Genomic DNA, 6,211 nt, shown 5'->3' with positions numbered 1-6,211 from the left:
CGATGTGGCCAGTGATTTCTGGCTTAGCCGCTTCAACCGGCGCCGCAGCAACAGGTGCGACCGCAGTCGCCAGGCCTGGCTGCTGCATCATTGGTGCAGCGTAAGCCTGCTGCATCATCGGGTAGCCGGCGTTTGCAGGTGAACGGCTGATACGAACTGACTCTTCGCCTTCAGAGATTTCCAGCTCGGAGATGCCGGACTCTTCAACCAGTTCGATCAGTTTCTTAATTTTACGAATATCCATGAGTGTGGTTCCGTACTCTGTTTAATTGGAATGTGACAGGCGTTTTACTGCCGTTTGTAAAGCCCATGAGTATCCATCAACGCCCAGGCCACAGATGACGCCGGCAGATACATCAGAAAGATAGGAGTGATGTCGGAACGGCTCGCGCGCATGCACGTTTGAGAGATGCACCTCAATAAAAGGTATGCTGACCGCCAACAGGGCATCACGCAGTGCAACGCTGGTATGCGTGAATGCAGCCGGGTTGATGATGATGTAATCCACATTGCCTCGGGCTTCGTGGATGCGATCAATCAACTGAAACTCTGCATTCGATTGCAAATGACTCAATTTCACATGGTGCTGATCGGCCTGCTGGGTCAAATCGCTGACAATTTGCGCCAACGTAGTGTGACCATACTTATCCGGCTCGCGCGTTCCCAACAAATTCAGGTTGGGTCCGTTTAAAAGCAGTATGTGAAATTGGTGCGCCATCTTGCTGCTATCTCCTGCAATCAGTAAGGCATCGCGTAAAATACCGCGACATCTGCCGTTTGTCACTCCTGAGAGTGAAAAAGACGACTTCGCTTGCAATAAAGCCGGGCATTATATCCGTTTCGTCGCAATTAGCAGCAAAATACTGGTCTTATCTGCGAAGTTGATCGGATGCGGCCCTAAGGCCACACCTTTTATCAGATCTTGCAGCAGGAAAACAACCTTGCGGGGATTATCGATGCAGAAGTTTACGCAACTTATTGTAACGCCAGCCTAACAACACCAAGGCTAACAGAGCGTAGATCCAGGGTTGTGGGGAGAAAACTTTCACTGACCAAAGATAGTGGATAGGCGCGAGGATCGCGACAAGATAGATGCCGTTATGCAGGGTTTGCCAGCGGCGGCCCAGTTTACGTTGTGCGCGCTGGAATGAGGTGATGGCTAAAGCAAACAGCACCAGCCAGCAGATCATACCCAGTAACAGATAAGGGCGCGAAATGATCTCACTCCCCAGTAACTGCAGATGGTTGTAACCCAGCTCCAATAGGTAATAGCTGGTTAAATGCAGACATGCCCAGGCAAAACACCACACGCCGAGCAGCCGGCGGGTGCGAATCAGCAGCGGTTGTTTCAGGTAGCGCGTTAATGGCGTCACCAGCAGCGTCGCCAGAAGCAACTTTAACGCCATTCTGCCGGTAAAATGCTGGATATCTTTCGCCGGATCGGCACTTAACCAACCCTGACTGGCGGCCATAAACAGATACACAAACGGCAGGAAAGCCGCGAGATGCAGCACCACTTTTAACAGGGTGATATGGCGTAACGTCAGTCGCACTCAGTAGTTCTCCCGTAAATCGAGCCCGCGATAAAGTGATGCCACCTCTTTAGCGTAGCCGTTAAACAGCAGGGTGGGCTGGCGTTCGACATTGAGAATTCCGCCGGAACCAATAAAACGTTCAGTGGCCTGCGACCAGCGCGGATGATTCACATGGGGGTTCACGTTGGCATAAAAACCATATTCATTATTGGCGATTTGGTTCCAGGTTGTCGGGGGCTGATCGCGCGTCAGTGTGATCTTAACAATGGACTTGATCCCCTTGAAACCGTATTTCCACGGCACCGTCAAACGAATCGGGGCGCCATTCTGCGGCGGCAGCGCTTTGCCGTACACGCCGGTGCTCAACAGCGTGAGAGGGTGCATGGCTTCATCAAGACGCAATCCTTCCACATACGGATAATCCAGTCCACCGCCGATAAAGCGATCTTTCTGTCCCGGCATCTGGTCCGGAGCATATAAAGTCTGAAAAGCGACAAAGCGGGCATTGCTGGTGGGTTCAGCCAGTTTGAGTAACTTATTCAGCTCAAAGCCCACCCACGGGATCACCATCGACCATGCCTCAACACAGCGCATGCGATAAATACGTTGTTCCATGGCAAAACGTTTAAAGATGTCGTCCATATCCAGCGTAATCGGTTTCGCCACTTCACCTTCAATACGCAACTGCCAGGGTTCAGTTTTCAGCGTGCCGGCGTTGGCAGCAGGATCGGCTTTATCCAGACCAAACTCATAAAAGTTGTTATAGCCGGAAACCTTGTCAAACGGCGTCATGGGCAGATCGGCCTGCCATTGCGCGGGTTTGGTAAATTGCAGATCGCGTCCTGCGGGGGCCGGTGGGCGGTCATTGCCTTTGAACCAGCTCAGCACATCCGCCTGCGCTACGCCGGGCAAACTTGCCGCTGCTGCGCCTAATCCCAGCGCTTTCAGCACCTGACGACGGCGCATGTTAAAGATGCTCTCTGGCGTGACGTCGGATTCGGTAAGGTATTGCTTCAGCTTCATGACATTCTCCGGCGAAAAAATTGATGTATTCAGCATGATCAACTCGCGCTGGACATGCCACTTTGTCCGAAAAAATATGAAATTTCCTGGCGAGCGCGCTCTGTTGAGAATAGGACGAAAAAGCCCGTGTGAAACGCAAGCCAACACACTTTGCGGCTATACTCGCGCCGCACGGCCAATTAGCATGGCGCACCGCGTAATTTGATGCGCGTCTGGCGCTGATTCAGGCAATGTTTTGTGCTATTTTGCTCAGGTTTGCGCCAGTGAGCAGGTTGGCGCCGTCGGATGGCGACCGTTCATAACCGCAGTGATACAGGCACAGGGATGCGATTAACAACAAAGTTTTCTGCGTTTATTACATTATTAAGCTTACTGGCAATGTTATTGATGCTGGTCGGCTGCGCTTTTAGTTTTATCTGGCTGTCACAACAGCGCGTGGAAACGCGGGTGAATACGCTGGCGACCGAGGTCGATAAAGCGCTGGCAACGCAATCACCACAAGATTTGACGCAGTGGTTGACGCGGATCATGCCAGTGATCAACGCCGAACAGATTGAGATGCATAACGGCAATACCGTGGTTTTCCAGCTTGCCAGGCATGAAAATCCCATGCTGGAAGATGAGCCGAATCGCTTTATTCAGTTCGACCTCCCGTTGGTGCACTCTCCCGGCCTTGAGCTGCGCGTAGTGGTGCTTGATCCCGCGAAAACCTGGTTCCGCTCCTTTACCGGCGCCTATACGCTGATTGTGCTGCTCAGCGTGGTGGCCATTATGTCGGCTTTATTAGTCATGACGCATCGCTGGATCAATCGCCGCTGGCAGCACATGGAACGTTTAGAAGCACGCTCTGAGCGTATTCTGGCCGGTGAGCGCGTGCCCTATGTCGGGCATTACGCCGAGTGGCCGCCAAAGGCCAGTCGCGCGATTGACACCTTACTTAACGATCTGCAGGAAGCGGGCGAGCAGCGTTTACGCATTGATACGCTCATCCGCACCTTTGCCGCCCAGGATTCACGCACCGGCCTGAACAACCGCCTGTTCTTCGATAACCAACTGGCGACGCTGCTGGAAGATCAGGAAGATGTGGGCACTCATGGCGTGGTGATGATGGTGCGCCTGCCCGATCTCGATACGCTGCATGAAACCCTGGGTCAAACGCTGGTGGATGAGTACCTGTTTGACCTGATCAACATGCTGTCGACTTTTGTTCTGCGCTATCCAGGCGCACTCCTGGCACGTTACTTCCGCAGTGATTTTGCCGTGTTGTTGCCGCATCGCACGCTCAAAGAGGCCAACAGTATCGCCGACCAGTTGATCAACGCGGTCGACTCATTGCCGCCGATGCGTATGGTGGATCGCGATGATTTAATCCACATTGGCATCAGCGCGTGGCGCAGCGGAGAAAGCGTGCCGCAGGTGATGGAAAATGTGGAGATGGCAACGCGTCGTGCGGCCTTGCAGGGTGGCAACAGTTGGTCAGTCGGTGAGGGCAATACCTTAGACATGGGACGTGGCAGTGTGCGCTGGCGAACGCTGCTGGAAAACACCCTGAATCGTGGCGGACCGCGTCTTTACCAGAAACCAGCTGTGTTGCTGGATGGCAAAGTACACCACCGCGAAATGCTGGCGCGCGTGTTCGATGGTGACAAGGAAGTGGTGTCGGCCGAGTTTATGCCGCTGGTGCTGCAGCTGGGGTTGACCGACAGCTGGGATCGTCAACTCGTCACGCGAATCGCGGCGCTCTCTGAAGTGTGGCCCGATGAAACGCTGGCGTTACCCGTGAATATCGACTCATTATTACAGCGCCCATTCCAGCGCTGGCTGCAAAAGCTTTTACTGCAATGTACAAAATCGCAAAGAAAGCGTTTTTTATTTGAACTTGCTGAGGCGGATGTTTGTCAACACATCAATCGCTTAGTGCCGGTTTTCCAGATGTTGACCGCGTTTGGTTGCCGCGTTGCGGTAGATCAGGCGGGAATGACCGTGGTGAGCAGTGCTTATATCAAGCAGTTCCCGATCGAAGTGATCAAACTTGATCCAGGCCTGGTGCGAAATATTGAACGTCGTACTGAAAACCAGTTATTTGTGCAAAGTTTACTGGAAGTGTGCAAATCCACCTCAACACAAGTTTTTGCTGCTGGCGTGCGCACGCGCGCAGAGTGGCAAACGCTGGCGAGTCTGGGGGTGGCAGGCGGGCAGGGCGATTTCTTTGCCCCATCACTGCCGGTAAACAGTAATGTGAAAAAGCATTCACAACGTTATCGAATTTGAGCCTTAAGCCTGTAAAGTGACGCGGAGGGTTCTTTTTCTGCCGTTTGGCGTATAACGTCCGCGTTTATGATGGCTGGAAATGTTAGATTTTATGTCGAAATTCATCCGGTAATTGAGGGTGAATTTACGTTCAATAGGGCGGCTTAGCGCTATTTTACGGTGGCCAGGGATAAGCGAATCGGCCCAAAAAATTATTCAGCGTATTTTTTCACCGAAGCAGAACGTTTTTGCGCCTTGTAGCGGCTTCGCGTGGTTGGTAAAGTAGGCGGATTTTATTTTCCGCCCCCAGCTTGCAGGATTATCCCTTAGTATGTTTAAAAAATTTCGTGGCATGTTTTCCAATGACTTGTCCATTGACCTGGGTACTGCGAATACCCTGATTTACGTAAAAGGACAAGGCATCGTGCTGAACGAGCCTTCCGTGGTTGCCATTCGTCAGGATCGTGCCGGTTCGCCAAAGAGCGTTGCGGCCGTGGGTCATGACGCGAAGCAGATGCTGGGCCGTACCCCAGGCAACATCGCGGCAATCCGTCCTATGAAGGATGGCGTTATCGCCGACTTCTTCGTGACTGAAAAAATGCTCCAGCACTTCATTAAACAAGTGCACAGCAACAGCTTTATGCGTCCAAGCCCACGTGTGCTGGTCTGCGTACCGGTTGGCGCCACTCAGGTTGAGCGTCGCGCTATCCGTGAATCTGCACAGGGTGCAGGCGCGCGCGAAGTGTTTCTGATTGAAGAGCCGATGGCTGCCGCAATTGGTGCGGGCCTGCCGGTCTCAGAAGCAACCGGTTCAATGGTAGTGGATATCGGTGGTGGTACCACTGAAGTCGCCGTTATCTCATTGAACGGCGTGGTCTACTCTTCTTCTGTACGTATCGGTGGTGACCGTTTCGATGAAGCTATCATTAATTATGTGCGCCGCAACTACGGTTCACTGATTGGTGAAGCCACTGCGGAACGTATCAAACACGGAATTGGTTCTGCCTATCCGGGTGATGAAGTACACGAAATTGAAGTGCGTGGTCGTAACCTGGCTGAAGGTGTACCGCGTGGCTTTACGCTGAACTCCAATGAAATCCTCGAAGCGCTGCAAGAGCCATTGACCGGTATCGTGAGTGCAGTGATGGTCGCGCTGGAACAGTGCCCACCAGAACTGGCTTCTGACATCTCCGAGCGTGGCATGGTACTGACCGGCGGTGGCGCACTGCTGCGCAACCTGGATCGTCTGCTGATGGAAGAAACCGGTATTCCGGTGGTCGTCGCAGAAGATCCGCTGACCTGCGTCGCGCGCGGCGGTGGTAAAGCGTTGGAAATGATCGACATGCACGGCGGCGATTTGTTCAGCGAGGAGTAAATCCTCATCGGCTGAGACCGTGGTCAAA

At 53.0% G+C, this 6,211-nt stretch carries 5 protein-coding genes and 1 pseudogene; 2 read left to right on the top strand and 4 right to left on the bottom strand.

Translation table 11 applies throughout. The features are described 5' to 3' along the window. The 4 genes and pseudogenes from LBW88_RS20670 to msrP all read right to left on the bottom strand — a co-directional run. Positions 1-244, bottom strand: a pseudogene (locus LBW88_RS20670) (acetyl-CoA carboxylase biotin carboxyl carrier protein); the annotation flags it as partial. A gap of 21 nt (positions 245-265) precedes the next feature. Next, a complete protein-coding gene (gene aroQ, locus LBW88_RS20665; RefSeq protein WP_224934017.1) occupies positions 266-718 on the bottom strand; it encodes a type II 3-dehydroquinate dehydratase in 453 nt (150 codons plus the stop codon). A gap of 232 nt (positions 719-950) precedes the next feature. Then, positions 951-1,553, bottom strand: coding sequence for a protein-methionine-sulfoxide reductase heme-binding subunit MsrQ (msrQ, locus tag LBW88_RS20660; RefSeq protein WP_224934016.1), 603 nt, complete (start codon positions 1,551-1,553; stop codon positions 951-953). Continuing rightward, complete coding sequence (gene msrP / locus LBW88_RS20655) at positions 1,554-2,558, bottom strand: protein-methionine-sulfoxide reductase catalytic subunit MsrP (protein WP_224934015.1); 1,005 nt, start codon at positions 2,556-2,558, stop codon at positions 1,554-1,556. Positions 2,559-2,882: 324 nt separating this feature from the next. Here msrP and csrD point away from each other — a divergent pair, with 324 nt between their 5' ends. Both csrD and mreB read left to right on the top strand, forming a co-directional pair. Beyond that, complete coding sequence (csrD, locus tag LBW88_RS20650; protein ID WP_224934014.1) at positions 2,883-4,829, top strand: RNase E specificity factor CsrD; 1,947 nt, start codon at positions 2,883-2,885, stop codon at positions 4,827-4,829. Between the two features lie 310 nt (positions 4,830-5,139). After that, positions 5,140-6,183, top strand: a complete 1,044-nt coding sequence (gene mreB, locus LBW88_RS20645) for a rod shape-determining protein MreB (RefSeq protein WP_007891976.1) — start codon at positions 5,140-5,142, stop codon at positions 6,181-6,183. The last annotated feature ends 28 nt before the right edge of the window (positions 6,184-6,211 follow it).

It is taken from the genome of Pantoea sp. alder81, from assembly GCF_020179835.1.
Taxonomy (GTDB): Bacteria; Pseudomonadota; Gammaproteobacteria; order Enterobacterales; family Enterobacteriaceae; genus Pantoea.
Note: the sequence above shows the minus strand (reverse complement) of the source record. Positions and strands in the feature narration are given on the sequence as shown.